The organism is Bradyrhizobium sp. (genome assembly GCF_049519115.1).
Taxonomy (GTDB): domain Bacteria; phylum Pseudomonadota; class Alphaproteobacteria; order Rhizobiales; family Xanthobacteraceae; genus Bradyrhizobium.
This window is the reverse complement of record NZ_JBEKRB010000015.1, coordinates 72,132-95,744: the sequence shown is the minus strand read 5'-3', so window position 1 is coordinate 95,744 and position 23,613 is coordinate 72,132. Positions and strand designations below refer to the sequence as shown.

Here is a 23,613-nt window from a genome sequence, read left to right as displayed (position 1 = left end):
AACCCTGTGCCAGATGGCTCTCTCGCGCTGCCGCATGGCAATGCGCATCGGGCGCGGCTCAGCTTCCGAACTTTTCCTTCAGCGCCGGAAACAGCCGGTCAGGCTTGAACGGCGTCGAGGTGAAGCGAATGCCGGTGGCGCTGGCGATCGCATTGCCCATCGCGGGCGCCACGGGATTATACGGGCTTTCGCTCATCGACTTGGCGCCCATCGGCCCGATCTTGTCGTAAGTATCGGCGAAGTAGACCTCGGTGCGCGGCACGTCGGCAAAGGACGGCAGGTGGTAGTCGCGAAAGCGTGGATTGAGGATGCTGCCGCTGTCCTCGATCACCAGTTCCTCGTAAAGCGTGGCCCCGAGCGATTGCGCGACGCCGCCCTCGACCTGGCCGCGGCACTGCATGGGATTGGCGACACGGCCGGCATCCGCGGCCTGCACGCTCTTGAGGATCTTCAACTCGCCGCTGCCCTTGTTCACGGCGACCCGAAAGCCCTGCACATTGAAGGCGACCGAGCGCGGCGTGCCGCTGGAATTGCCGTGGGCTGACAAGCGCATTGCTTTCGTGCGTGCCATCTCGGCGATCTTTGCAAACGGCAGACGTGTGTTGCCGCTGACGAGGTGATCGCGAGCGAGCACGCTGGTGGCGGCATCCGCGCCCATCGCGCGCGCGGCAAAGGCCTTGATCTCGGCGGCGAGATTTTCCGCCGCGACTTTGGTGGCGAGCCCCGCCACAAACGTGCCGGCCGAGCCGTAGGCGCCGGTGTCGTGGCCGCCATTGGCGGTGTCGGATTGCTTGAGTGATATCTGATCGACGGTGGTCGCGAGCGCCGTTGCCGCGATCTGACGATGCACCGTGGCGGTGCCGTTGCCGAACTCGGCGGTGCCGACCGTCAACTCGAATCCGCCGTCGTCGCGCAAGGAAATATAGCAGTCCGCGATGTGACCGGCAGGCGGCACGGTGTCGATCATGGTGAGCGCGATACCGTCGCCGATCAGCCAGTCGTCGGACAACTGCGGCCTCGAGGTGTCGGCGGCCATCGCGCGCTCGACCAGATCGAGGCACTGATCGAGCCCGTAGGAGCCGTATTCCACGTCGTGATATTCCGACCCCGGTGGCGCCAGCATCGGATCACCGGGCTTGACGACGTTGCGGCGGCGCATCTCGAACGGGCTGATGCGAAGCTGCCTCGCCAGTTCGTCGATCGCGGATTCCACCGCAAACTGCGTCTGCGGCAGGCCGTAGCCGCGGAAAGCGCCGGCCGGCAGCGTGTTGGTATAGGCGGCCACCCCGTCGACCTTCTTGTTCGGGCAATTATAGACGCTGATGCATTCGCTGACGGCGTGAAACAGCACCGGCCCGCCGTGATTGCCGTAGGCGCCGGTGTTGGAGAGCACGTCGATTTTCAAAGCGGTGAGCTTGCCGTTCTTGTCGGCGCCGGCCTTGATGTGGACCCGCATCGGATGGCGCGTCGAGGTGGAAATGAATTGCTCTTCCCGCGTCAGTTCGAGTTTGACCGGGCGCCCCGTTTTGAGCGCGGCGAGCGCCAGAATATCCTCGACGAACATCTCCTGCTTGCCGCCGAAGCCGCCGCCGACGCGCTTGCAGAACACGCGCACCTTCTCGGCGGGGAGATCAAACAGGTCGGCGAGCGTCCGCCGGGTCAGGAACGGCACCTGGGTCGACGAGCGCACGGTGAGGACACCTTCGTCATCGACAAAGGCAATGCCGCCATGAGTTTCGAGAGCCGCGTGCTGCACACGCTGCGTCGTGAACGTGCCTTCGTAAGTGACGGCGGCGGCAGCCAGAGCGGCTGCGACGTCGCCAAATTCGCCATGCGTTTCGGCTGCGATATTGCGCTCCGCATTGGCGATGCGGCTTTCAGTGGTCTTGCCCGCATGGATCGCCGGCGCGCCCTCGGCGATTGCGGCTTCCGGATCGACCACATGCGGCAGTATTTCGTAGGTCACCTTGAGAAGCCGGCAGCCTTCTTCGGCGGCGCCTTCGCTGGTCGCCACCACGGCGGCTACTTTTTGTCCGATGAACCGCACGACATCGTCGAGCACGCGGGTATCGTCCGGATCCATCCACTCCTTCTCGTGCCGTGCGGTCGAAAACAATTTCCGTGGCGCATCCTCATGAGTCAACACGGCATGAACGCCGGGCACGGCGAGCGCAGCACTTCTGTCGACCGAAATGATCCTGGCGTGCGGATGCGGCGAGCGAAGCATCTTGATGTGCAGCAGGCCTTCGATCTTGGTATCGAAGGTGTAGCGCTCGGCGCCCCGTACCACGAGCGGCCCTGCTGGCGCGGGCAGGCTGCGGCCGAACGCATCGCCGGCGTCGGCTTTTTCCACGTTGGTCTTGCCGTTGAGCGCGTCCTCGATCGAGCGATACCCGGTGCACCGGCAGATGTTGCCCTTGAGCGCTGCGCCGAGATCGGCGCGTTGCGCCTGGTTCAAAGAGGCGCAGGTCAGGATCATGCCCGCGGTGCAGAACCCGCATTGAAATCCCTGCGCATCCAGAAACGCCTGCTGCATCGGATGAATGGCGGCATCTCCGGCAAAGCCTTCGATGGTGGTGACCGCGTGGCCTTCGGCGCGGAACGCCGGAATCAGACAGCTATGCACCGGCTCGTTGTCGAGCAGCACGGTGCAGGCGCCGCAATCGCCGGCGTCGCAGCCTTTCTTGACGCCGAAATGACCGAGCTCGCGCAGGAACGTGCGCAGGCATTGCCCGGCGCGCGGCTGCTGTTCGAAACTCTTGCCATTGATCTCGAAGCTCAAATCTACTCCAGTTCTTCGCAGATTTCTCGAGCCAGTCGCAGCGTCATGTGTTTGCGCCAGAACGGCTTGCCGTGAATGTCGTCGTGATAGAGGTCATCGGGGATGGCCTGCCCGATCGCCTCGCGAAGTTCGGACGAGTCGGGCACTTTCTTGAAGGAAAGTCTGATCGGCCGCTTGGTCGAAGCCGTCACCGTCAGCGCGACAGCGCCGTCAAGGCCGAGGGTGCCGATCACAAGCGCGGCCGAACGTCCCACCGGCGTCAGCGAAATCTGGCGGAAAGCCGAGCGTCGCTTCAACGCGGCGAGGGGAATATCGATCTGCCGCAACAGCTCGCCGCCCTTGAGCAGGTTGGCGTGGTTGCCGGTGACGAAATCGAGCATGGCAACGGTTCGCTCGCCACCATCCGGCTGCCAGATCGTGCAGATGCCATCGAGCGCCGAGGTCAGCGAGATCATTGGTCCCGCCGGCAGCGACATGCAGATATTGCCGCCGACGGTCGCCGTCTTCCAGATCTTGAAGGAGGCCAGAAAAGCCCGGCAGCATTGATTGATCAAAGGTGCCGCGAGCCAGTCCGGCGGACAGGCGACCGCGTCGAGTTCAGCGACGCTGCAGGTCGCCGCGATCGATAGTCCGTTCGTATCGATGGTCAGCGCCGGCCAGCCAAGCGCGGCCAGGTCGATCAGGCGGTGCAGGTCGGCCTGCGGTTCCGAAAATAGCCAGGTGCCGCCCGCGAGCCAGGCATCGCCTGCCGTCCAAGCGGGCAGCTCGGAGCGAGTTGTCGGACGCGCCACCGCCGTGATCGTATTCAGGTCCATGCGCCGTCTGATACTTTCAACGCCAACACTCTTTCTGTAACGGTCTTGCAAGACCAGCGCCAACCGGGACGGGGGCTGGTCTTTGAATTGCAAGGAAGATTCAAGAGGAAAGGCGTTAACATGGCGCAGCCGCAGGCGATCTGGATCAAGAACCCGCAAGCCATTTTTGCCGAGACCGCGGGCGGCGGTATCGTCGTTGACGGCGGCCGGATCGTCGAGATGGTGCCGGCCGGAGCGACACCCAAGACGGACGCTGCGGTATTCGATGCCTCGGCGCATGTGGTGCTGCCCGGGCTGATCAACACCCATCACCATTTTTACCAGACGCTAACGCGGGCGGTGCCGGCGGCGATGGACCGCGAGCTGTTCCCGTGGCTGCAGGCGCTCTATCCGGTATGGGCGGGATTGACGCCGAAATCGCTCGAACTCGGCGTCACCGTGGCGATGTCGGAGCTGATGCTCTCCGGATGCACCACCACGACGGATCACCATTATGTTTTTCCGGCGGGGCTCGAGCAGTCCGTCGATATCGAGGTTGCCGTGGCGCAGCGCCTCGGCCTGCGCGTGCTCCTGACCCGCGGTTCGATGAATCTGTCGCAACGCGATGGCGGCCTGCCGCCGGACAGCGTGGTGCAGGACGAAGATACCATCCTTGCCGACAGCGAACGCGTCGTCGGCAAGTATCATCAGCGCGGCGAGGACGCGATGGTGCAGATCGCGCTTGCGCCCTGTTCGCCGTTTTCGGTGACGACGTCGCTGATGAAGAAGACCGCGGCACTGGCCGAAAAGCTCGACGTCCGCATGCACACCCATCTGGCCGAGACCGAGGACGAAAACCGGTTTTGCGAACAGCTCTATCAGTGCCGGCCGCTCGATTATCTCGAGGATTGCGGCTGGCTCAATGCGCGGACCTGGCTGGCGCACGGCATCTTTTTCAACGCAACCGAAATGAAGCGGCTCGGCAAAGCCAAAACCACCATCAGCCACTGCGCCTGCAGCAACCAGATTCTGGCGTCAGGGTTCTGTCCGGTCTGCGAGATGGAAGAGGCCGGCGTCGGCATCGGGCTCGGCGTCGATGGCTCGGCGTCGAACGACGAGTCCAATCTGATGCAGGAAGTTCGCGCCGCGTTTCTCTTGCAACGCGTACGCTATGGCGTCGGCAAGGTGAGCCACAAGGACGCGCTGCGCTGGGCCACCAAAGGCTCGGCCGCCTGTGTCGGCCGTCCCGAACTCGGCGAGATCGCGGTCGGCAAGGCGGCCGATCTCGCGCTGTTCAAGCTCGACGAGCTGCGCTTCTCCGGCCACGGCGATCCGATTGCCGCGCTGGTGCTGTGCGGCGCGCATCGCGCTGATCGCGTCATGGTGGCGGGCAAGTGGACCGTCGTCGACGGCACCATTCCCGGGCTTGATGTCGCCGATCTGATCCGCCGCCACAGCGCGGCGGCGCGCGCTCTTCAGGCGGGTTAGAAAGCTTCTTCGCCTCCCCCTGAAAGGGGGAGGCCGGCGAGCTGAAGCCAGCCGGGAGGGGGTCTTTTTTCGTTCCGAGAGCTTTCCTGAGCGCCTTGCATCATTGAATTGACCCCCACCCCACACCAACCCTCCCCCTTTTAGGGGAAGGGAGCCCTGAGATCGTGCTTTGGCAAGCGAGCCAACAAAAAAAGGGCCGGGCGTTTCCGCCCGGCCTTTGGCTTGGAAGTTAGGGGGCTTACTTGCCCGGAATCTTGTCGTCGATACCCTTGACGTAGAAGTTCATGCCGAGCACCTGGCCATCGTCGAGATGGTCGCCGCCCTTGCACTCAACCGTCTTGCCGTCCTGATCGACGATCGGACACTTGAACGGAAAGAGCTTGCCGGCGGTGATCGCGGCCTCGGTATCCATCGCCAGCTTCTTCACGTCGTCGGGCATGTTGGTGTACGGCGCCATCACGACCATCTTGGCCTTCAGGCCGTCCCAGTCGTTGTCCGTTGCCCACTTGCCGTCCATCTCGGCCTTGACGCGGGAGATGTAGTAGGGCGCCCAGTTGTCGATGATCGAGGTCAGCTGCGTCTTCGGTCCGAACTTGATCATGTCGGAGTCCTGGCCGAATGCCAGCTTGCCGCGCTCGGAAGCGATCTGCATCGCGGCCGGAGAGTCGGTGTGCTGCATGATGACGTCGGCGCCCTGATCGAGTAGCGCCTTGGCGGCGTCGGCTTCCTTGCCCGGATCGAACCAGGTGTTGGCCCAGATGATCTTGACCTTGATGTTCGGGTTGACCGTCTGCGCACCGAGGATCGTGGCGTTGATGCCCATGATGACTTCGGGAATCGGGAACGAGGCGATGTAGCCGAGCACGCCCGCCTTCGACATTTTGCCGGCGATGACGCCCTGGATGTAGCGGCCTTCATAGAACCGGCCGTTGTAGATGCCCATGTTCTTGTCGTGCTTGAATCCGGTGGCGTGCTCGAAATGCACGTTCGGATATTTCTTGGCGACCTTCAGCGTCGGGTCCATGTAACCGAAGGACGTCGTGAAGATCAGCTTGTTGCCGGCGCGCACGAGCTGTTCGATCGAACGTTCGGCGTCGGGGCCTTCGCTGACGTTTTCGAGATAGGTCGTCTCGATCTTGTCGCCGAATTCCTTCGCCAGCGCTTGGCGTGCGACTTCATGCTGGTAGGTCCAGCCGAAATCTCCAACCGGGCCCAGGTAAATGAACCCGACCTTCAACTTGTCGGCGGCCGAAGCACTCAGGCTTCCGGCCAGCAGAACTGCGGCCGCAGCCGCAAGCAGTTTTTTCCTCATTATCAATCTCCACACTCTTGGGGTAAAATCTACATTCAAAACGCGCTGCCCCCCTTCAGTCGCGTCCTGAAACGCGAAATCAGCGATCGGGCACGAACACCGTGCCCAGCGCGGCCGGCGCGGTCGAGCCGCCTGTTCTCGCCCGCGAAATCAAAACCAGTACAATAACGGTTGCCAAGTATGGCAGGGACGACATGAATTGCGAGGGGATTCCGAGGCTGAACGCCTGGGCATGCAATTGCAGGATGGTCACGGCGCCGAACAGGTAGGCGCCGATGATGAGCCGGCCCGGACGCCAGGATGCGAACACCACCAGCGCCAGCGCGATCCAGCCGCGGCCCGCGGTCATTCCGGGAATGAAGAACGGCGTGTAGGCGAGCGGCAGATAGGCGCCCGCAAGTCCCGCGCAGGCGCCGCCGAACAACACGGCGTACAAGCGGATGCGAAGCACGGGATAGCCGAGCGCATGGGATGAGATGTGATTGTCGCCGGCGGCGCGCAGCACCAATCCGGCGCGCGTGCGATAGAGAAACAGCCAGACGGCGATCAAAAGAACGAGCGAGAGATAGACGAAGGGGTCTTCGCCAAACAGGATTCTTCCGGCGAAGGGGATGTCGGTGAGGCCCGGAATGTAAAGATGCGGTGCCGGCGTAATCCGCTCGCCGACGAAGCCGGCGCCGATCAGGCCGGAAAGGCCGACCCCGAGGATGGTCAAGGCAAGCCCGGTCGCGACCTGGTTGACCGCCAGCCCAAGCGTCATCAGCGCGAAGATCAGCGACATCAATGCGCCCGCAACGATTCCGCAGATCGCGCCCACGATGATCGAACCCGTGAGCCAGGCGCCACCAAAGCCGCAGGCCGCGCCCACGATCATCATGCCCTCGACGCCAAGATTGAGGACGCCGGAGCGTTCGGTCACGAGTTCGCCCGTGGCTGCGATCAACAGAGGTGTCGACGCCGCCAGGACCGATAGGATGATGGCTTCAAGCAGTTCCACTTGGCACCTGCGAGGTGGAAACCAACCGGATCCGGTAGAGAATAAGGGAATCGCAGGCGAGCACGTAGAACAGCAGAATGCCCTGAAAAACCTTGGTTACGTCGAGGGGTATCTTCATTGCGATCTGGGCCTGTTCTCCGCCGATGAACGTAAGCGCCAGGAAAAGCCCTGCAATTAATATTCCAACCGGGTTCAATCGGCCGAGGAAGGCGACGATGATGGCGGTGAACCCGTAGCCGGGTGAAAAGCCCGGCTGAAGATGGCCGACGGGGCCTGCGACCTCGATGATCCCGGCAAGCCCTGCGAGCGCGCCGGAAATGGCGAAGGTCAAGAGGATCAGTTGTTTGGAATTGAAGCCGCCGAAACGCGCGGCGCGTGGTGCTGCGCCCACCACGCGGATTTCAAAACCCTTGATCATTCGGCCGAGCAGGATCGCGGCCGCTCCGACGACGAGCACGGCGAAGATCGCGCCGAGATGCAAACGGCCGCCGTCGACCAGAAGCGGCACCGTGGCGACCGGATCGAATTCGGCGGTGGTTGGAAAGTTGAAGCCGTTCGGATCGCGCCACGGGCCGCGCACCAGATAATCGAGGAAGAGGTCGGCGACATAGACCAGCATTAGGCTGGTCAGGATTTCGCTGGCGCCGAACTTCACCTTGCAGATCGCCGGGATCAGCGCGTAGAGCGCGCCTGCGGCAGCCCCCATCACCAGCATCGCCGGCAAGACCCAGGGCCCGGCGTCGGTGCCTTGGGTTTTCACGGCGATCCAGGAGCCGGCGACAGCGCCGATCAGGAATTGTCCTTCGGCGCCGATATTCCAGACATTGGCGAGATAACAGAGCGACAGTCCGATCGCGATCATCACCAGCGGCGTCGCCTTGACCGCGATTTCCTGCAGCGAATAGCTGTCGGTCAAAGGATCGATGAAATAGACCCAGAGCGCGAGAGCCGGATTCTTGCCGAGGATCGCGAACAGGATAACCATGGTCACGATCGTCATGCCGATCGCGATCAGCGGGGAGACGAGTGCGATCGTGTTCGATCGCTCGGCGCGCTTTTCAAGCACCAGCTGCATGCGCCACATCCTTCTGATCGAGGCCGCTTCCGCCCATCAACAGCCCGAGCTTCTCGCGCGTGGCTTCGGCGGTCGGCAAAGCCTGCGACAGCCGCCCGTGAAACATCACGGCGATCCGGTCGGTGATTTCAGCGAGTTCGTCGAGGTCCTGGCTCGTGACCAGAACGGCCGCGCCGGAAGCCGCCAAGTCGAGCAGCGCCTGGCGGATCACCGCGGCCGCGCCCGCATCCACGCCCCAGGTCGGCTGGCTCACCACCAGCACCGCCGGATTGCGCAGGATTTCGCGCCCGACCACGAACTTCTGCAAGTTGCCGCCGGAAAGGGAAGCGGCTTCCGGATCACGCTTGGCCTTGCGCACATCAAAGGCCTGCGTGGTGCGGTCGACGGTCGACAATGTCGCGGGCGTATTGACGAAGCCGTACCTGACCATGCCGCTGGCGGCATGCCCCGTGAGCAGTGCGTTCTCCGATAATTTCATGCGCGGCGCGGTGCCATGGCCGAGCCGTTCTTCGGGTACGAAGGCCGCGCCGAGCTTGCGGCGCTTGGTGATCGACAGATGGCCGGCGGCGATACCTTCGATCACGACCGTGCCGGGGTCATTGGAGGGCCGCTCGCCCGACAGCGCCGAGAACAGTTCGTCCTGGCCGTTGCCGGCGACGCCTGCGATGCCGAGGATTTCGCCGCCGCGAAGTTCGAGCGAGATGTTTTCCAGCCGCACGCCGTGGGGATCGTCGGGCTCAAGCGAGAGACTGTTGACAACGAGGCGGGGCACCGTGATTTGTCGCGTGGCCGCCGCTTTGACTTCCTTGATCTCGGTGCCCACCATCATCCGCGCCAGCGAGGCCGCGGTCTCCGCCTTGGGATTGCAGGTCGAGATCTTCTTGCCGCCGCGCAGGATCGTTGCGGTGTCACAAAGCCGCTTTACCTCATCGAGCTTGTGGCTGATGTAGAGGATGGCGCGGCCTTCGGACTTCAGCCGATTCAATACGACGAAGAGCTGGTCGGCTTCCTGCGGGGTCAGGACCGCCGTCGGTTCGTCGAGGATCAAAAATTTCGGGTCCTGCATCAGGACGCGCACAATCTCGATGCGCTGCCGCTCGCCGACCGAGAGCTGCCAGACCTCGCGGCGCGGATCGAGCGGGAGCCCGTAAGTACTCGCTACTTGTTCGAGCCGCGCCGACATGTCCTTGAAAGACTCTTTGCCGTCGAGTCCGAGCGCAACATTCTCGGCGACGGTCAGGTTGTCGAACAAAGAGAAATGCTGGAACACCATGCCGATGCCGCGGGAACGCGCTTCCGACGGTCCGGCCAGGACCATCTTCTTGCCCTGCCAGCGCATCTCGCCTTCGCTGGGCTGGATCAGGCCGTAGATGGTTTTGACCAAGGTCGACTTGCCCGCGCCGTTTTCGCCCAGCAGGGCATGGATTTCGTTCGGCCAGATATCGATGTCGATGGAATCATTGGCGAGGAATGTGCCGTAGCGCTTGGTCAGCCCGACGGTCTGCAAAAGCGGCGTTTCGCCGGGGTGGGGGCTCGCAGGCGTCGAATCTGACATTCGTGTTTACGGTTCCGAGAAGACTGCCTGAATACTGTGCTACTTTCCGCGCCAACGTAAGTAGCGAAAAAGCGCCAGTCATTGCCCAAGCCTTCAGCAGTTCGAAACTGGAGAGTGATTCTCGGGCATACCACCTGAGCCTCCCAAGGCGCCCTAATCTGATACCCTCAATGCCCGCTAGCGTGCATTACCCTGTTGCATAATTGTGACGGTCTGTTGCAATTCGTCATCGGGAACCGGGCGGTGCTTCGGACGTGAGCATCGTGATTTGACCGTCCTCCGAAGATCGCCGGCGTTCGGTCTGCGGTGCGGGAAACCTCATTATCAACCCAAGGTTACTCAAAAAAATCAATAAAAACAATAAGGATACGGCGTTCGGCCGCGTCTCGCAGACCCCGTCGATATCGCCATCAAGCGTCATAAGCCCTCCAAATCGCGGATGGTTTGGCTATTTTTGATTAATCTCGCAGCAGGCAATGGAAAAAGTTGAGGCTTCTCACCTCCAACGAACGGCGTAACTGTTCCGTCAGGGCCTGTGATGGTTCGCTCTGCAATTGGGGGTACTAATGTCGTTTAGAAAAACAATCTTCGCAACCGCGGCTCTGTCATTGGCCGCGCTTGCATCAGCCGGTGTCGCACGCGCTGCGGACCTTCCGGTCAAGGCCGTAAAGAAGGTGGCGGATCTGCCCTTCTTCCTGGTGATCGACGACCGTCTCACCTATTCCTATCAGTTCACGGCAACCGATCCGGGCGCTTTCAGCCTCAAGCAGGGCGGCGGCGCTTTCAACGGTAACACGGCGAAGCAGGTCTACTCGTTCACCCACTTCGACGTGTGGGGCTACGGCACCAACTTCTTCACCATCTCGATGTTCAAGTCGGACCACAACGATCCGGCCTCACCGTGTGTTGGCTTCACGGCCAACTCGACTCAGAATTCCGCGTCGGTTAACGGTGGCAACACGGTTTGCGCTGGCGCAACCGAAGTGTACGGTTTGTTCCGCTCGACCTTCGGCTGGAACGAAATCTTCGGCACCAAGATGTTCAGCATGGGGCCGCTGCATAACATTTCGTTCGAAATCGGTGGTGACGTCGAAAACGAAAACACTTATCTCGCGCCGGCCAAGCGCGACATCGTCGGCGGTCTGCAATTCGCCTTCGACCTGCCTTACAAGGGCTTCTTCAACGTCGCGCCCTTGGTCTACAAGGAAATCAACCACAACACGTTCGACTCCTGCGCCAGCATCTTTCAGACACCCGGTACTCCTGGTGTAACCTGTCTCTCGGACGGCAACACCAGCTTCAAAACCACATGGGCAGTTGAGATCAACTACTACATGGACCTCGGCTTCCTGCCGGAGAACTTCCAGTTCTTCTCGATCAGCGGCCGTGCCGGCTTCTATGGTCCGAAGGGTGACTCGAACCAGCCGCTTACGGGCATCATGCCGTCCAAGACAGAAATCAACTCAGAACCGATCCGTCTGACCTTCGACGCCTCCAAGGCGTTCTGGGGTCCGAAGTATACCCACTTCGTCGACGTCTGGGTCGCCTACCGCTACTGGCAGAACAAGTTCGGCCTCGATCACGACAGCGCCGTTAACGGTATCTGTAACGCAGCGTTGCCTAGCGGCCAGATTGTCAGCACTCACAGCTGTACTGAACAGTCGGCCTCCGCCGGTATCACTGTGAAGTTCTGATCGCCTGAAAATATCTGACAACGATGGCGCCGCGACTTGTTCGCGGCGCCATTTTTTTTCAACGATGCTGGTGCTCTGCACTCGCCAAGACTCCCGCTGTCGTCCCTGCGCACGCAGGGACCCCTACCGCGGAATCTCAACGTAGGTTTTGGTGGTCGACAATCGTCGCTTGAACGAAATGGCCTGTGGTTATGGGTCCTTGCGTGCCGCCTTCGCTTACAGCTTCGGCGGCCCAAGACCGTTATCCCCGGCGAAGCCTTGGCGCAGACGAGTCGCGAGGACGACCTATAAAGGACTGCGTTCCAAGGCGAGTACCTATTTGTTCCAGACGCCGGCGTGAAGCGCCGCCGCTTCATCTTCCAGGAGCGGGCCCACGACGTCGGTTGCCCGCTGGCCGCTCGCCAATACCGCGCGGCAGGGCAGGTCGAGGGTCGGATTTTCAGGATGATTGCCGGTGATGTCGCGCAGTCTGGCTTCGCTGAGGCCATAGACCAGGCGGCCAATGCCGGCCCAATAGATGGCGCCCGCACACATCGCGCAAGGCTCGGCTGAAGAATAGATGGTGGCATCCGTGAGGACGTCGGCTTTGAGCGTGCGACAGGCTTCGGTCGCCAAGAGGCGCTCGGCATGCGCGGTGCCGTCGTGGGCAGGCATGTAGCCGTTCTGGGTCTCGATCAGGACCTTGCGGCTTCGATCGACCAGTATGGCGCCGAAGGGATGGTTGCCGCTCGTCATCGAGCGTCGGGCGACGTCGAAGGAATGCCGCAGGAAGTGTTCGTCCGATTGATCCTGCGTCAGGCCTTCGACGTTAGTCATCGGTGTTCCGTCAGCTTCCTGTTTGACGCGTTTTCTTTACGCGAACCGGTGTCCACTTCGCTTGAAAACGCTTTTTAGTGTCCCGCCATATGGCGGCCAACTTCCGTCAGGTCGGCTTCGCTCGCGCGGGCCTCATAGACGAACTGGCCGTGAAACATCACCACTAGACGATCCGACAATTCGAGCAATTCGTCGAGGTCCTCGCTGACCAGAAGCACCGCCGCGCCGCGGTTGCGCGCCGCCATGATCTCGGCGTGGATCTGGGCCACCGCCGCGAAATCAAGCCCGAAGCAGGGATTGGCGGCGATCAGCACTTCGACATCGCCGCCGAGTTCGCGCGCCAATACCGCACGTTGGACGTTGCCGCCGGACAGCGCCGAAATCGGCGTATCCGGGGTGCGGGTCTTGATCTTGTAGAGGCCGATCTTCCGTTCGGCATCGCTGCGGAAGGCGGCGCCGTTGAGCCACCAGCCGCCCTTGGCGAACGGCGCGCGGTCGAATTCGCGGAACGCGAGGTTGTCGGCGACGCTCATGCCGGCGACGCAGGCGTTTTTCAACGGCTCCTCCGGCAACAGCGACATCTTGTGCCGGCGCATTTCCTCGCGGTTGGCGTGATATACGTCGCCGGCGACGCGGACTTCACCGCTTTCGGCCTCGCGCTGACCGGCGAGGACTTCGACGAGCTGGCGCTGGCCGTTGCCGGAGACGCCTGCGATGCCGACGATCTCGCCGCCCCGCACCGAGAGCGAGGCGTCCTTCACCGCGATCGCGCCGGCGTCATCGAGCGCGCAGACCTTGCTGAGTTCAAGCCGCACGCCGCCGGCCTCGCCCGAGCGCGGCGGCTGGATGGTCAATTCCTCGGCGCCGATCATCGCGCGTGCCATCGCATCCGGCGTCAATTCCTTGACGAGGCCTTTGCCGGCGAGCTTGCCGCGGCGCAGGATGGTCACCTCGTCGGCGAACGCCATCACCTCGCGGAATTTATGCGTGATCATCAGGATGGTCAGCTCGCCGTTCTGCACCATGGCGCGCAGCATGCCGAGCACCTCGTCGGCTTCGCCCGGTGTCAGCACCGAGGTCGGCTCGTCGAGGATCAAAAACCGCCGCTTCAAATAGAGCTGCTTGAGGATTTCGCACTTCTGCCGCTCGCCGGCCGAAATGTCCGCGACGCGGGCGTTCAGTGGCACCTTGAACGGCATCTGCGACAGGAAGGTTTCGAGTTCTTTCTTTTCCTTGGCCCAGTCGACGATTACTGGAACATCGTCCCGCGCCAGCACCAGGTTTTCGGCCACTGTCATCGCCGGCACCAGCGTGAAATGCTGGTACACCATGCCCAAGCCCAGCGCGTGCGCGTCCTTTGGATTGGCGATCGCCTGTTCGCGGTCGCCGACCAGGATGTCGCCTTGCGTGGCGTGGTAATAGCCCATGATGCATTTCACGAGCGTACTCTTGCCGGCACCGTTCTCGCCGAGCAGAGCGTGCAGCGTGCCGGGCCGAACCTTCAGTTCGACATTGTCGAGCGCGACGAAATCGCCGAACCGCATGGTCATCGCTATGGCGTCGATGCCGAACGCGCCGGTCGGCGCGGGATATTCGCCAATCTTCACGAAATCGCTCCGATCAGGTCGGTGGATTTGGCGACCGCGCCGAACACGCCGCCCTGCATCTTGATCATCTGCAACGCGGCATCGTGGTTGCTCTTGTCGGTCGCGGCACAGCAATCCTCGACCAGCACGCATTCGAAGCCGCGATCGTTGGCCTCGCGCATGGTGGTGTGAACGCAGACGTCGGTGGTGATGCCGGTCAGGACGATGTTCTCGATCCCGCGCACGCGCAACAGCAATTCCAGGTCCGTGGCGCAGAACGATCCCTTGCCGGGCTTGTCGATGATCGGCTCGCCCGGCAGCGGCGCGAGATCGGGAATGATTTCCCAACCGGCTTCGCCACGCACAAGGATACGCCCGCACGGGCCGGGATCGCCGATCCCGGCGCCGATCTGGCGTGAGCGCCAGCGCTTGTTGGCCGGCAAATCAGCGAGATCGGGCCGATGTCCCTCGCGGGTGTGGATGATGTGGTAGCCTTTGGCGCGCATTGCCGCGAGCAATTTCTTGATCGGCTCTATCGGCGCGCGGGTTAGCGAGAGGTCATAACCCATCTTGTCGACGTAACCGCCGGGACCGCAGAAATCGGTCTGCATATCGATAATGATCAACGCGGTGTTGGCGGGGCGAAGGTCGCCATTATAGGGCCACGCATAGGGCTCGGACTTGGTATAGCGCTCGGGCATGGTTGGCCTCGTTTACTTTGTGATCGACAGTTCGGCGGGCGCGCCGGTCAGCGTGCGCTTCGGCGAGCAGGTGATGATCATGATCGCGAGCGTCAGGATGTAGGGCGCGGCGTTGAAGAGATGATAGCCGGAGGTGACGCCGACCGATTGCAAGGCCGGCCCGAGCGCCGCAGCACCGCCGAAGGCCAGCGAAGCCCACATGCACAGCATCGGGTCCCAGCGCGCGAAGATGACGAGCGCCACGGCCGTCACGCCCTGTCCGCTTGAGAGCCCCTCGTTCCAGCTTCCGGGATAGAACAGCGACAGGAACGAGCCACCGATACCGGCAAGGAAGCCGCCGACCATGGTGGCACGCAGGCGGATCAACAGCACCGAATGGCCCATGGCGCGCGCGGCGTCCGAGCTTTCGCCGGCGGTGCGGACCAGGAGGCCCCAGCGCGTGGTCCGGAACGCCCAATAGAGAATCGGCGCCAGCGCCACGCCAAACAAAAACAAGACATTGATGCGCAGCGCCGCGCGGAGCTGCGCGATGTCGCTCCACCAGCCGAAGTCGATCGCGGGAAGCCTTGCTGCGGTTGGCTCGATCAGCGGCTTGCCGAGATAGAAGGCCAGACCCGTTCCGAACAACATGAGTGCGATACCCACCGCGATGTCGTTGACTCGCGGCAACGAGCAAATGCCGGCATGCAGCGCGCCCAACCCCGCGCCTGCGAAGCCCGCGGCGAGGACCCCGAGCCATGGCGATCCCGTGAGATAGGAGATGCCGTAGGCGCTCATCGCACCCATCACCAGCGTGCCCTCTAGGCCGAGATTGATGCGGCCGCTTCGCTCGGTAATGCACTCGCCGAGGCTCACGAACAGGAACGGCGTGGAGACGCGGATGGCGCCGCCGAACACCGCGAGCGGCACGGTCCAGAGCCCGATCGTTCCGTCAGCCGCCATATCGCTTGCCTTTCGATCTCACTTGCAACGTTACTTTCGAGGTCATCTGCAACGTCACTTTCAAGACTTGCCCTTGAGAAAACCGATCCGTCCGTAGACCGCGTCGCTTGCCAGCACGAACACAAAGATGATTCCCTGCAACACCTGCACCGAGGCGTCGGGCAGGCCGAGCCTTCGCTGCAACAGCCCGCCGGAGGCGCTGATGCCGCCGAGCAGGATCGCGACCGGAATGATCGCGAGCGGATTCTGCCGCGACAGGAACGCGACCAGGATTCCGGTGAAGCCGTAACCGGCGGCGAGGTTGGCGTTGGTACGGCCCTGAACCGCGGCGACCTCGACCATTCCGGCAAGCCCGGCGCAGGCGCCCGCGAGGAAGCAGATGGTGAGGATCAATTTGCCGACGGAAAGGCCGACGATCTTGGCGGCGCGGACGTTGCCGCCGGCGACGCGCGCCGCAAAGCCGAAAGTAGTGTGATAGATCAAAATGTAGGAGGCGATCGCGGCGACCAGCCCGAACACCAGTCCCCAATGCACGTCGGTGCCGGGGATGGAGCCGATCATGTTGGCCGCGCCGATCTCGTAGGTCGACGGTTTGTTGAGGCTGGCCGGGTCGCGCATCGCGCCTTCGACGAGATGGTTGAGGATCGCGAGCGCGATATAAACGAGCAACAGGCTCGATATCGTTTCGTTGACGCCGCGATATTGCCGCAAGCCGCCCGACAGCAATATCCAAAGTCCGCCGCCGACCATGCCAGCCGCCGCCATCGCCAGTTGGACCGCGAGCGGCGGGGCCCACTGCACGGTCAGCGCGATCGATGTCGCCGACAACGCGCCGATCAACAGCGCGCCTTCGCCGCCGATGATCACCATGCCGAGCTGCGCCGGCAATGCCGTGCACAGTGCGGTCAGGATCAAGGGCGCGGCGCGGGTCAGCGTGTTCTGCCAGGAGAACCAGGTGCCGAACGCGCCTTGATACATGTAGAAATACAGGTCGAGCGGATTCTTGCCGAACAGCGCGACAAAAATGCCGAAGACCACGAGCGCGCCGGCAAGCGCCGCGCCCGGGATCAGGATGTATTCGATGGTAGCGCCGTGGCGCTGGAGAAATCCGGGGTCGGCGGATGGCGCAACCGCCACCGCCTCTGCCGGATCAGCTACTTCTGAGGTCACGAAGCCGCTCCCATCACGCCTGATGTCAGGAAGTCGCGCCGATCACGCCCTCGACCAGATAGTCCATCTTCTCGAGTTCGGGATCCTTCTGGCCGCGCTCGACGCCGGCTGCGATGACGGTCTTTCCCTTGTTGTCCATCAGCGGGCCCTTGAAGAATGCGAGCCCCTTCGACATGAAGGTCGCCTTGACCTCGTCGGCGTGCTTGCGCGCCTGCTCCGACACCTTCGGGCCATAGGGCGAGACCTTGACGATCTCTTCCTGCAAACCGCCGCGGTAGAAGTTCGGAATGCCTTCGGCGGTGGCCATCATCTTCAGGAACTTCGGATAGAGCGCTTCCCAGTTCCATTCCGCGCCGGTGAGATAGGCCTCGGGCGCGAGCGGCGACTGGTTGACGTGATAGCCGCACACCATGGCGCCGCGGCGGGCGGCGTTTTCCACCATCGTCTTCGGACCGTCGACGTGGCAGGTCAGGACGTCAACGCCCTGGTCGATCAGGCTGTTGGTGGCTTCGGCTTCTTTGACCGGCATCGACCAGTCGCCGGTGAAGATCACCTGCGTGGTGGCCTTCGGGTTGGCGAGCTTGGCTCCTAACGTGAAGGCATTGATGTTGCGCAGCACCTGCGGGATCGGCTTGGCGGCGACGAAGCCGAGCTTGCCGGTCTTGCTGGTATAGCCGGCGACGATGCCGGAGATGTATTGCGCTTCGTCGATATAGCCGAAATAGCTGCCGGCGTTCTTCGGATCCTTGTCGGTCCACAGGCCGCCGCAATGTTCGAAGCGCACCTTCGGATACTTGGTCGCCATCTTGATCATGTGCGGGTTGAAGTAGCCGAACGAGGTCGGGAACACGAGGCTCGCACCGTCGAGATTGATCATCGACTCCATCGTCTTTTCGACGGCGTCGGTCTCGGGCACCTTCTCTTCTTCGACGATCTTGATGCCCGGCATCTTCTTCAACGCGGCGGCGGCTTGCGCATGCGCCTGGTTGTAGCCGTAGTCGTCGCGCGAGCCGACATAGATGAAGCCGATCGTGGTGTCGGCGGCGGCGGCGGTGCGGGCACCGAGCGCGGTGCCCAGTGTCAGCGCCGCGCTTCCCTGCAACAGGCGCCGTCGTGAAATGCTGCTAAAATCCATTGATTACTCCCCGTGGCGGATAAATTCCCGCTCCCATCTCGCGGCCGCGCCGGTTTGCGGGGCCGAAAACCGCTTTCGCAAGCTTCGTGCCAGAATGTCGCGGGGCGTATCTATTTGTTTTAACTAGTGAAAATAGTTCTGGCGAAAATCGCGCCGTTTCGGCGCTGACTAAAATGGCGGCAGATTTCGCGAATTGTATGCGGGAGAGTTAAGCAGCTAAGCCAGAGAGGATGGCGCGACGGGTATCCTGCCTAGAAATTAGGCGGTCGAGCGGCCTGTCGTAGCCGTTGCCCGGATTCCACATCGCTATCACAGGCGCGAAGCGCTTCAATACCTAAGCATCGGTGAGCGTGTGGGTCGAACGCGGCATTCACGGGCGGGCAGCTGTTCGAGATGTTTCCAGACGATCCCGCCGCCGACAGGCCGCGACAATGTCGAGGCCTGTCGCTGTTGACGCGTGGATCATCGCTCTGGTCTAGCAGGCGAAGCCGGGCGTGAGGCAGGCTAATGTCCGGCAGCCTCAAGGATCAGCCGCGTGATTTCCCTGGGATGGGAGATCAGCGAGAGATGGCTGGCTTTCACTTCGATGGTCTTGGCGCCCATCCGTTTGGCCATGAAGCGTTCAAGGTCGGGATTGATGGTGCGGTCTTCCGTCGAGACGGCATAATAGCTGGGCTTGGAGCGCCAGGCCGCGTTCGTGGTCTTGCCGGTGAGCAGCGCCTTTTGGAACGGCTCCTGCACGGCATAGAGCACTTTCGCCTTTGCCTCCGGCAGGTCGCCCGCGAAATCGCGCAGGAAGGCCTCTTCGGAAAGACGCCCCTCATCGCCGTCGAACACGATGCCGGCCGACGCTGGCGGCGTCGGATAGGTCTTGGCAAGCGCGGTGTAGTCCTCGCCCGCATCCGGCGCACGCGCGGCCACGTAGACCAGCGCCGAGACATTCGGATGCACGCCGGCTTCGGTGACGATCATGCCGGAGAAGGAGTGGCCGACCAGGACCGTTGGGCCATCCTGTCGTGCCAGCACGCGTTCGGCAGAGGCGACCGCCTCAGGCAATGTGGTCAAGGGGTTCTGCACCGAGGTCGCGTTCAGCCCCGCCGCCTGTAATCGCGCAATGACCTCGGTCCAGCAGGAGCCGTCGGCGAACAGGCCGTGCACCAGCACGACGTTGCGGACCTTCGGCGGCGTTGCGTTGGCGGCGATCCCGCGGCTGGAGATCGTCGAGGCCGCCACACCGGCAAGCAGGGCGGCTGAAAAATCGCGTCTGTTCATCATGGTCTCTCCTAGGTGGTTGGGGACGGTTGGGGTAAATGGATCAGCGCGGCAAGCCGCGCCGGCTCAATCTGATTTTGGCAGCAGAGCGTCGACATCCGCCGAGCGGGCAATGGTGCCGTCGTGCACGAAGGCTTCGTGGTTAGCCTCGATGCTGTCGTGGTCGTAGAGATAGTTGACCATGATGCCGAAGGATTCCTGCACTCCGCGCGGCACGGTATTGCCGAGCCAGTTGATGCGCTCGAGCCGCGCGCCGTTGCCGAGATGAAAACGCGCCACCGGATCGATGCGGTTTCCGGGCAAAGGGCGCAGCGTCAAATAAGTCGCGCAAAGCCGCATCAGGTCCGCCCGCAGCGTCTCGCTCTGCCGCAACTCGTTCCACCAGCCGTCATGAGCGATCTGTGACGACAGCGCGGCATCCGGCGCGCTTCCGTCCGCAAGCCGCTGCGTCAACCAGCGCCGAAAGCCGGGCACCGGCGACAGCGTCGAGAACTGCTTCAACCGCGGAAACTCCGCCTGTAACTCCTCGACCACCTGCTTGATGAGGAAATTGCCGAACGATACGCCGCGCAGGCCCTCCTGGCAGTTGGAGATCGAATAGAAGATCGCGGTGTCTGCCTTCGCTGCTTGCGCCCGCGCCGCGTCTTCGTCCACATCCTGCGACAACAGCGGCGGTATCGAGGTCGCCAGTCCCTGCACCAGCGCGACCTCAACGAAGATCAGCGGCTCGCCGGGAAGTGCCGGATGGAAGAAGGCGAAGCAGCGCCGGTCGGGCGCGAGACGGCGCCGCAAATCGTCCCAGCCCTTGATCTCATGCACCGCCTCATAGGCGATCAGCTTCTCCAGCACCGCGGCCGGCGACTGCCAGTCGATCCGGCGCAGTTCGAGGAAGCCGCGGTTGAACCACGACGCCAACAGATGCTTGAGATCGGCATCAAGCAGCTTCAACTCCGGTTCATCGCGCAGATGCGCGGTGATTTCTCGGCGCATGGCGATCAACGCAGCCGTGCCGCCGGGCGCCATGTTGATTCGCCGCAGCAACTCCTGTCGCGGCGGATCGGCAGCTTGTGCGACTGCGGCAGCAGTTTCGGCCGTCGCATCGTTGAGGTAGCGTTCCGCCGCGGCGCGCAGCGCATTGCTGTCGGGTTGAAAGGTGGTGGCCAGATAGCGCTGGAAGTCATATCGATCGTTGCCATCGAGCGCGCGCAGCACGTCGTTCAGTTCGCGCGAGACCAGCGCGCCGGAGGCTTCGCCGCGTTCCGACAACAGCTTGGCGGCAAGCTGTTTCGCGTGATCGAGTGAAGCGGGCTGCCCGTTGCGCTGATCGCTCAGGCTTTGGGTGATCGGGTTCATGGTCGCCTCCTCATGCCTGGGCGGTAGATGAGCGGAATTTGGCCGGCGGTGCATAAAGTCCGCCTGACGCCGTCACGAGATCGTCGATCGTCCTGGCGGCGAGGAGATCGCGCGTCGCAGTTTTGACATCGATGCCGAGATCGGAAGGCAGCATCACGATGCCGCGGCGGCGCAGGCCTTCGCTGGCATCGGTCGATTGCCGTTGGCCGAATTCGGTGTCGCCGGCGACCGCGCGCAACGCCGTTTCCCGTTCTTGTGGCGTTCGGCAGCGCAACAGATTGGCGACGCCTTTCTCGGTGATCACGTGGGTCACGTCGTCGCCATAGATCATGATCGGCGGCCGCGCGAAGCCCGCTGACGAAGCGAGGTCGTAGGCGTCCAGCCGCTCGACGAAGCTCGGCGCGCCGTTCGGCTGATGGGTTTGCACCATCTGCACCACGAGCTTGCGTCCGCGTAAGGCATCGCCGGCCTCCTCACCGGCGCACAGCCAGGTCGGACTGTCGTGGCGGCGGCCGCGCGCGTCGGCGCCCATGTTCGGCGCGCCGCCAAATCCGGTGATGCGTCCTTTGGTGGCCGTCGAGCTGTTGCCTTGCGGATCGATCTGCAACGTCGCCCCGACAAACATGTCGCAGGCATATTGTCCGGCGACCTGGGCCAGCGCTCGGTTCGACCGCAGGCTGCCGTCGGCGCCGACCGGAAACACTCCGGCGCGCTTCGCCAAGTACTGCTCCATTCCGAGTTCGGAGCCGAAGCAATAGACGTTATCGACAAAGCCGGCTTCGATCGCGGGGATCAGGGTCGGGTGCGGGTTGAGCACGAAATGGTTCGCGACCTTGCCCTTCAAGCCGCGCTGCGCGGCGAAGGTCGGCAGCAGCAATTCGATCGCCGCGGTCGCGTAACCGATGCCGTGGTTGAGCCTGCGCACCTGATAGGGTTCATAGACGGCCGCGATCGCCATCATCGCCATCAGCACGTTCTCGTCCCTGACCTTGGCCGGATCGCGCGTAAACAGAGGCTCGATGGCGTAAGGCTTCGGACCCGGCACGACGAAATCGACCCAGTCGCCGGGGATATCGACGCGAGGCAACCCGTCGACGACCTCGTTGACCTGCGCCACGACAATGCCGCCGCGGAAGGCTGCGGCTTCCGCAATGGTTGGCGTGTCCTCGGTGTTAGGACCCGTATAGAGGTTGCCGTCGCGGTCGGCCTTGTCGGCAACGATCAGCGCCACGCGCGGCGACAGATCCACCAGCATGCGCGCGTAGAGTTCGAGATAGGTGTGGATCGCGCCGATCTTCACCGTGCCGTTGCTGACGAGCTCGGCGAGCTTGCGGCTCTGCGGACCGGCAAACGCGAAATCCAGCCGGTTGGCAATGCCGCGCTCGAAGACGGCGAGATGATCGGGCAGCGCCAGCACCGACTGCACCATGTGCAGGTCATGCAGCCGCGCGGGATCGGCCTTTGCCAGCGCTTTGGCCAGGAAATCGGCCTGCTTCTGGTTGTCGCCTTCGATGGTGACGCGGTCGCCGGGTTCGATGATCGATTCGAGCAGCGCGGTGGCGCGGTCGGGCGAAACCAGCTTTCCGCTGTTGCCGCTGACCTTGGCGGCGCGTGCCAGCCGGGTGGCGCGGTCCGTTCCCTGTCGTGACGTGTTGGACATGATGGCCTCCTTCGCGTGGTGATCTCTTCACAGCGGAAAGTAGGTTTGACCGATTGATTATAAAAACGATATTTTATAATATAATTGATTATGAAATGAGATCAATTCCATGCTCGATTTCGAACTGTTGCGCGCCTTCGTCGCCGTTGCCGATCATGGTGGATTCCACCGCGCCGCCGAGCGGCTCAACCTTACGCAGTCGACCATCAGCCAGCAGATCAAGCGGCTTGAGCTCGAGACCAAACGTGCGCTGTTCCGGCGCACGACCCGCAGTGTCGCGCTGACCGACGACGGTGAGATGCTGCTCGGCGATGCCCGTCGCCTGCTGCAACTCGAAGAGGCTACGCGTCATCGCCTGTCGGCGCCGCGGCTGTCAGGCATGGTGCGTCTCGGCGTGGTCGAGGAGGTCGCGGGCGGCTCGCTGCCGTCGGCGCTCGGCCGTTTCGCGAGCTTGCATCCCGGCGTCAAGCTCGAGGTGCAGATCGGCGTCAGCGCAGAATTGATCGAGCAACTCAATGCGGGACGGCTCGATGTGGTGTTCGCCAAGCGCCCGCTCGGCACCTCGCGCGGGCGGCTGGTGTGGCGCGAGCCGCTGGTCTGGGCCGCGGCCGATACTTTCGATCTCGTGCCGGGCGCCGTGCTGCCGCTCGCGTTGTACCGGGAAAAGTCCGTCTCGCGCGAGGCGGCGCTTGCCGCGCTCGGCGAGGGCGATCTTGCCTGGGAGATCGTCTACACCAGCCCGAGCCTGACCGGCGTGCGTGCCGCGGCGCTCGCTGGGCTTGCGATCACGCCGCTGCCGGCGAGCGCGATCATCGCGGGCTTGCGCGTTCTCGGGCCGGAGCACGGCCTGCCGCGCCTGCCTGATCTGGAGTTTGCGATCTACGAAAAGAAGCGGCCGGAAAAGGCGCCGGTGGCGCTCGCCGCTGCGCTATTGGCGCTGGCGCAAGGTCCGTCGCGTCCGACGATTTAAGATGGGCCGCGAGAAGGCGAAAGCCCGTCCGATTGTTTGACATCCAAATCAGGAAGTCCATCGGCTCGGTGAGATTGCCACCTTGGGCGATTGTTCTGGATTGGCGAATAACGCGTTTCGGTTCCGTCGAATAGAAAAATCCCCGTGGCGACCGCATGTTCGCTTTGCGAAAGAACCATCGCGAGGCTCGTTATGCTGAACACGATAAAGCAAAGCGGTTGGTGGCTTACCATCATCTTGGCCGGCGTCGATGGCGCGACAGCGGCCAGTGTCGGCGCTGTCATCGTCGGGATGCTCCTTAAGGCAGCCCG

Annotated in this window: 19 protein-coding genes; 3 read left to right on the top strand and 16 right to left on the bottom strand. The window is 62.8% G+C overall.

Annotated features, from left to right (window positions below; translation table 11 throughout):
* Positions 1-58: 58 nt before the first annotated feature.
* Both ABSE61_RS14195 and ABSE61_RS14190 read right to left on the bottom strand, forming a co-directional pair.
* On the bottom strand, positions 59-2,782 hold the full coding sequence (locus ABSE61_RS14195; protein ID WP_423871751.1) for a molybdopterin-dependent oxidoreductase: 2,724 nt from the start codon (positions 2,780-2,782) through the stop codon (positions 59-61).
* A gap of 2 nt (positions 2,783-2,784) precedes the next feature.
* Entirely contained in the window at positions 2,785-3,597 is an 813-nt protein-coding gene (locus ABSE61_RS14190) for an FAD binding domain-containing protein (protein WP_423871750.1), read from the bottom strand.
* A 120-nt stretch (positions 3,598-3,717) separates the two neighbouring features.
* On the opposite strand from ABSE61_RS14190, the gene ABSE61_RS14185 reads away from it, so the two are divergent.
* Entirely contained in the window at positions 3,718-5,064 is a 1,347-nt protein-coding gene (locus tag ABSE61_RS14185) for an 8-oxoguanine deaminase (RefSeq protein ID WP_423871749.1), read from the top strand.
* Positions 5,065-5,302: 238 nt separating this feature from the next.
* On the opposite strand, the gene ABSE61_RS14180 is transcribed toward ABSE61_RS14185, so the two are convergent.
* The 4 genes from ABSE61_RS14180 to ABSE61_RS14165 form a co-directional block, all read right to left on the bottom strand.
* Positions 5,303-6,376 carry a BMP family ABC transporter substrate-binding protein gene (locus ABSE61_RS14180; RefSeq protein ID WP_423871748.1) on the bottom strand — a complete coding sequence of 358 codons (1,074 nt, stop codon included), beginning with the start codon at positions 6,374-6,376 and terminating at the stop codon, positions 5,303-5,305.
* Positions 6,377-6,455: 79 nt separating this feature from the next.
* Complete coding sequence (locus ABSE61_RS14175; protein ID WP_423871747.1) at positions 6,456-7,373, bottom strand: ABC transporter permease; 918 nt, start codon at positions 7,371-7,373, stop codon at positions 6,456-6,458.
* Entirely contained in the window at positions 7,360-8,448 is a 1,089-nt protein-coding gene (locus ABSE61_RS14170) for an ABC transporter permease (RefSeq protein ID WP_423871746.1), read from the bottom strand. Before ABSE61_RS14170 ends, ABSE61_RS14175 begins: the two co-directional genes overlap by 14 nt.
* Positions 8,432-10,003: an ABC transporter ATP-binding protein gene (locus ABSE61_RS14165; protein ID WP_423871745.1), complete on the bottom strand. Its 1,572-nt coding sequence runs from the start codon at positions 10,001-10,003 to the stop codon at positions 8,432-8,434. The genes ABSE61_RS14170 and ABSE61_RS14165 overlap by 17 nt, the downstream gene beginning before the upstream one ends.
* 566 nt (positions 10,004-10,569) lie before the next feature.
* Between ABSE61_RS14165 and ABSE61_RS14160 the strand changes: the two genes are divergently transcribed.
* Positions 10,570-11,697, top strand: a complete 1,128-nt coding sequence (locus ABSE61_RS14160) for a hypothetical protein (protein ID WP_423871744.1) — start codon at positions 10,570-10,572, stop codon at positions 11,695-11,697.
* A 315-nt stretch (positions 11,698-12,012) separates the two neighbouring features.
* Here ABSE61_RS14160 and ABSE61_RS14155 read toward each other — a convergent pair whose 3' ends face one another.
* From ABSE61_RS14155 to mdcA, 9 genes are all read right to left on the bottom strand, one after another.
* On the bottom strand, positions 12,013-12,513 hold the full coding sequence (locus ABSE61_RS14155) for a nucleoside deaminase (protein ID WP_423871743.1): 501 nt from the start codon (positions 12,511-12,513) through the stop codon (positions 12,013-12,015).
* Between the two features lie 74 nt (positions 12,514-12,587).
* Positions 12,588-14,063 carry an ABC transporter ATP-binding protein gene (locus tag ABSE61_RS14150; protein ID WP_423871828.1) on the bottom strand — a complete coding sequence of 492 codons (1,476 nt, stop codon included), beginning with the start codon at positions 14,061-14,063 and terminating at the stop codon, positions 12,588-12,590.
* Positions 14,064-14,116: 53 nt separating this feature from the next.
* The gene (biuH, locus tag ABSE61_RS14145; protein ID WP_423871742.1) at positions 14,117-14,800 is read right to left on the bottom strand and encodes a biuret amidohydrolase; all 684 of its coding nucleotides are present in this window, start codon (positions 14,798-14,800) and stop codon (positions 14,117-14,119) included.
* Positions 14,801-14,812: 12 nt separating this feature from the next.
* A complete protein-coding gene (locus ABSE61_RS14140) occupies positions 14,813-15,742 on the bottom strand; it encodes an ABC transporter permease (protein WP_423871741.1) in 930 nt (309 codons plus the stop codon).
* Positions 15,743-15,802: 60 nt separating this feature from the next.
* Positions 15,803-16,912, bottom strand: a complete 1,110-nt coding sequence (locus tag ABSE61_RS14135) for an ABC transporter permease (protein WP_423871740.1) — start codon at positions 16,910-16,912, stop codon at positions 15,803-15,805.
* A gap of 25 nt (positions 16,913-16,937) precedes the next feature.
* Positions 16,938-18,047, bottom strand: a complete 1,110-nt coding sequence (locus ABSE61_RS14130; RefSeq protein WP_423871739.1) for a BMP family ABC transporter substrate-binding protein — start codon at positions 18,045-18,047, stop codon at positions 16,938-16,940.
* A 504-nt stretch (positions 18,048-18,551) separates the two neighbouring features.
* Positions 18,552-19,322 (bottom strand): alpha/beta fold hydrolase, encoded by a 771-nt coding sequence (locus ABSE61_RS14125; RefSeq protein ID WP_423871738.1) that lies wholly within the window; start codon positions 19,320-19,322, stop codon positions 18,552-18,554.
* 63 nt (positions 19,323-19,385) lie between these two features.
* Positions 19,386-20,672: a malonyl-CoA decarboxylase gene (locus ABSE61_RS14120; protein WP_423871737.1), complete on the bottom strand. Its 1,287-nt coding sequence runs from the start codon at positions 20,670-20,672 to the stop codon at positions 19,386-19,388.
* Between the two features lie 10 nt (positions 20,673-20,682).
* Complete coding sequence (mdcA, locus tag ABSE61_RS14115) at positions 20,683-22,332, bottom strand: malonate decarboxylase subunit alpha (RefSeq protein WP_423871736.1); 1,650 nt, start codon at positions 22,330-22,332, stop codon at positions 20,683-20,685.
* A gap of 109 nt (positions 22,333-22,441) precedes the next feature.
* On the opposite strand from mdcA, the gene ABSE61_RS14110 reads away from it, so the two are divergent.
* Complete coding sequence (locus ABSE61_RS14110) at positions 22,442-23,302, top strand: LysR substrate-binding domain-containing protein (protein ID WP_423871735.1); 861 nt, start codon at positions 22,442-22,444, stop codon at positions 23,300-23,302.
* Here the strand turns inward: ABSE61_RS14110 and ABSE61_RS14105 are convergent.
* Complete coding sequence (locus ABSE61_RS14105; RefSeq protein WP_423871734.1) at positions 23,299-23,586, bottom strand: hypothetical protein; 288 nt, start codon at positions 23,584-23,586, stop codon at positions 23,299-23,301. The two genes, ABSE61_RS14110 and ABSE61_RS14105, sit on opposite strands and share 4 nt — an antisense overlap.
* Positions 23,587-23,613 lie beyond the last annotated feature (27 nt).

Excerpts from the sequence above, each read along its gene's own strand:
- ABSE61_RS14120 (WP_423871737.1), bottom strand. The coding sequence starts at position 20,672 with ATGAACCCGATCACCCAAAGCCTGAGCGATCAGCGCAACGGGCAGCCC.
- mdcA (WP_423871736.1), bottom strand. The coding sequence starts at position 22,332 with ATGTCCAACACGTCACGACAGGGAACGGACCGCGCCACCCGGCTGGCA.
- ABSE61_RS14180 (WP_423871748.1), bottom strand. The coding sequence starts at position 6,376 with ATGAGGAAAAAACTGCTTGCGGCTGCGGCCGCAGTTCTGCTGGCCGGA.
- ABSE61_RS14125 (WP_423871738.1), bottom strand. The coding sequence starts at position 19,322 with ATGATGAACAGACGCGATTTTTCAGCCGCCCTGCTTGCCGGTGTGGCG.
- ABSE61_RS14105 (WP_423871734.1), bottom strand. The coding sequence starts at position 23,586 with ATGACAGCGCCGACACTGGCCGCTGTCGCGCCATCGACGCCGGCCAAG.
- biuH (WP_423871742.1), bottom strand. The coding sequence starts at position 14,800 with ATGCCCGAGCGCTATACCAAGTCCGAGCCCTATGCGTGGCCCTATAAT.
- ABSE61_RS14190 (WP_423871750.1), bottom strand. The coding sequence starts at position 3,597 with ATGGACCTGAATACGATCACGGCGGTGGCGCGTCCGACAACTCGCTCC.
- ABSE61_RS14110 (WP_423871735.1), top strand. The coding sequence starts at position 22,442 with ATGCTCGATTTCGAACTGTTGCGCGCCTTCGTCGCCGTTGCCGATCAT.
- ABSE61_RS14185 (WP_423871749.1), top strand. The coding sequence starts at position 3,718 with ATGGCGCAGCCGCAGGCGATCTGGATCAAGAACCCGCAAGCCATTTTT.
- ABSE61_RS14150 (WP_423871828.1), bottom strand. The coding sequence starts at position 14,063 with ATGACCATGCGGTTCGGCGATTTCGTCGCGCTCGACAATGTCGAACTG.
- ABSE61_RS14170 (WP_423871746.1), bottom strand. The coding sequence starts at position 8,448 with ATGCAGCTGGTGCTTGAAAAGCGCGCCGAGCGATCGAACACGATCGCA.
- ABSE61_RS14155 (WP_423871743.1), bottom strand. The coding sequence starts at position 12,513 with ATGACTAACGTCGAAGGCCTGACGCAGGATCAATCGGACGAACACTTC.
- ABSE61_RS14130 (WP_423871739.1), bottom strand. The coding sequence starts at position 18,047 with ATGGATTTTAGCAGCATTTCACGACGGCGCCTGTTGCAGGGAAGCGCG.
- ABSE61_RS14160 (WP_423871744.1), top strand. The coding sequence starts at position 10,570 with ATGTCGTTTAGAAAAACAATCTTCGCAACCGCGGCTCTGTCATTGGCC.
- ABSE61_RS14140 (WP_423871741.1), bottom strand. The coding sequence starts at position 15,742 with ATGGCGGCTGACGGAACGATCGGGCTCTGGACCGTGCCGCTCGCGGTG.
- ABSE61_RS14165 (WP_423871745.1), bottom strand. The coding sequence starts at position 10,003 with ATGTCAGATTCGACGCCTGCGAGCCCCCACCCCGGCGAAACGCCGCTT.